The organism is Streptomyces pathocidini, from assembly GCF_001418495.1.
In the GTDB taxonomy this organism is placed as follows: Bacteria; Actinomycetota; Actinomycetes; order Streptomycetales; family Streptomycetaceae; genus Streptomyces; species Streptomyces pathocidini.
Genome location: NZ_LIQY01000453.1, coordinates 1 through 2,156, shown reverse-complemented (window position 1 = coordinate 2,156; position 2,156 = coordinate 1). Strand labels below are relative to the sequence as shown.

Annotated in this window: 4 protein-coding genes and 1 pseudogene; 4 read left to right on the top strand and 1 reads right to left on the bottom strand. The window is 67.6% G+C overall.

What is annotated here, in order from left to right:
* Nucleotides 1–115: 115 nt before the first annotated feature.
* The 4 genes from AOK16_RS20105 (at nt 116) to AOK16_RS20090 (ending at nt 1,909) form a co-directional block, all read left to right on the top strand.
* On the top strand, nt 116–301 hold the full coding sequence (locus tag AOK16_RS20105) for a hypothetical protein (protein ID WP_055473593.1): 186 nt from the start codon (nt 116–118) through the stop codon (nt 299–301).
* A 163-nt stretch (nt 302–464) separates the two neighbouring features.
* Complete coding sequence (locus AOK16_RS20100; protein WP_079101592.1) at nt 465–860, top strand: BlaI/MecI/CopY family transcriptional regulator; 396 nt, start codon at nt 465–467, stop codon at nt 858–860.
* A 9-nt stretch (nt 861–869) separates the two neighbouring features.
* Nucleotides 870–1,400, top strand: coding sequence for an amino-acid N-acetyltransferase (locus AOK16_RS20095; RefSeq protein ID WP_079101591.1), 531 nt, complete (start codon nt 870–872; stop codon nt 1,398–1,400).
* Nucleotides 1,401–1,567: 167 nt separating this feature from the next.
* Complete coding sequence (locus AOK16_RS20090; RefSeq protein WP_055473590.1) at nt 1,568–1,909, top strand: histone-like nucleoid-structuring protein Lsr2; 342 nt, start codon at nt 1,568–1,570, stop codon at nt 1,907–1,909.
* Here the strand turns inward: AOK16_RS20090 and AOK16_RS27495 are convergent.
* Nucleotides 1,888–2,156: pseudogene (locus AOK16_RS27495) on the bottom strand (hypothetical protein); the annotation flags it as partial. The gene AOK16_RS20090 and the pseudogene AOK16_RS27495 overlap by 22 nt on opposite strands.

Below are 2,156 nucleotides of genomic sequence, written 5' to 3'. Positions count from 1 at the left end.
GGACGGCGGGGGCGGAGGTCTTCCCACCGCGCCGCCGCCGCACGGCCGAGCCGCCTCCGCCCCCGCCGTCCCGCCCCGAGCAATTGGCCGCGGTCTGACTGGCTACCCTTGAGGCATGGATTACGTCTCCGCGCTGCTGCCGCCGCTGGTCATGGCCATCGCCTTCATCGCCCTGGTCAGGACGATCGTCAAGAGCCAGGGCGGCGCCAACAAGGCTAAGGAAGACGCCGCCGTGGACGCAGCGCTGGCGCGCGCCAAGTCGCCGGCGCATTCCATGCCGAAGGGCGAGGCGAAGGCCTGACAAGCCGAGCACCCGCAGGGCGTACGACCGGGAACATCAGTCCCGGCCGTGCGCCCTTCTTTTGTTCGGGCGGAACGAACCGGTTGTCCGGGCGGAAGGAACCGGCCGGATCCGGCCTCGGGAATGAACCGGCATTTGAGACATCTACCACTATTATTCCAATGTGGTTCGACGATTGGGTGACCTCGAAGACGCCGTGATGACACGCGTGTGGCGATGGAACCGGCCGGTCACCGTTCGGGAAGTCCTCGAAGACCTTCAGCAGGAACGCTCCATCGCGTACACGACGGTCATGACCGTAATGGACAACCTGCATCAGAAGGGCTGGGTGCGGAGGGAAGCCGAAGGCCGCGCCTATCGATATGAGGCGGTCTCCACCCGCGCCGCCTACTCGGCCGCTCTGATGAACGACGCCTGGCAGACCAGTGACAACCTCGCCGCCGCTCTCGTCGCCTTCTTCGGCATGATGTCCGCGGAACAGCGGGAAGCGCTGCGGGACGCCCTGCACGTCGTACAACTCGACGATCCCGGTGAGAGCGAGCAGGGCCCGGGGCGATAGCGTCCGCACATGTCGCCGAACGCATCGCCGGTTTCAGAAGAGGTCACCATCCGCCGGGCCCGCACCAGCGATGTGGCCGCTGTGCGCGGCCTCCTCGACGGGTACGTGGGGGAAGGCATCCTCCTCGACAAAGCGACAGTGACGCTTTACGAGGACATCCAGGAGTTCTGGGTGGCGGAGCGGGACGAGGACGCCGCGGTCGTCGGTTGCGGGGCGCTCCACGTGATGTGGGAAGACCTCGCGGAGGTGCGCACTCTCGCCGTGGATCCGCGCGTGCGGGGCACCGGAGTCGGGCATCAACTCCTGGCCAAGCTGTTGCAGACCGCGCGCTGGCTCGGGGTGCGCCGCATTTTCTGTCTGACCTTCGAACTCGACTTCTTCGCGAAGCACGGCTTCGTGGAGATCGGGGAGACGCCGGTGGCCGGCGATGTCTACAGCGAGCTACTGCGTTCCTATGACGAGGGTGTGGCCGAGTTCCTCGGCCTCGAACGAGTGAAGCCGAACACCCTGGGCAACATCCGGATGCTTCTGCAACTGTGATCAGCAGGGTTCTCCCGGAACTCTCCGGAACTACACGCGAACCCTATGTCCGAATCGCGCACATTTCCCGTGCCGATGAGCGGATGAACATCGGTCAGGGGTTTGAGTTTTTCTGGGAAAGGCGCTTTCCTTTCTCTCGTACTGCATTTTCGATGAAAGGAAATCCGGTGGCACAGAAGGTTCAGGTCCTTCTTGTCGACGACCTCGACGGTGGCGAGGCCGACGAGACCGTGACGTTCGCGCTGGACGGCAAGACCTACGAGATCGACCTCACCACCTCGAACGCCGACAAGCTGCGCGGGCTGCTGGAGCCGTACACCAAGGGCGGCCGCCGCACCGGCGGGCGCGGCGGGGTCGGCCGCAAGGCGCGGGCCGCCGCGGGCACCTCCGGCGGCAGCCAGGACACCGCGAAGATCCGTGCGTGGGCCAAGGACAACGGCTACGACGTCAACGACCGCGGGCGCGTCCCCGGCGAGATCCGCGAGGCCTACGAGAAGGCCAACGCCTGAGCGCGCCCGGCACGCTGCACCCGGGCCCGGTGGCACGCCGTCGCCGCCGTGCCCACGAGCCGTACGAGATCGGGGGCGCGGTCGACGCCGCCCCCGAGGCCCGCAGGACCGCCCCACACGGCAGCCGCGGGCAGCGTCGGCTCGATCTCGAGGCCAGGCTCGGGAGGCCGCAGCCACACCGGCTGCGGCCCGGCCTGCCCCGGGACGCCAGGAGCGCTCAGGGCGCACTGAGCGCTCCTGGCGTCCC

Coding starts and splice junctions, on each gene's coding strand:
- AOK16_RS20095 (WP_079101591.1), top strand. CDS start 870: ATGTCGCCGAACGCATCGCCGGTTTCAGAAGAGGTCACCATCCGCCGG.
- AOK16_RS20105 (WP_055473593.1), top strand. CDS start 116: ATGGATTACGTCTCCGCGCTGCTGCCGCCGCTGGTCATGGCCATCGCC.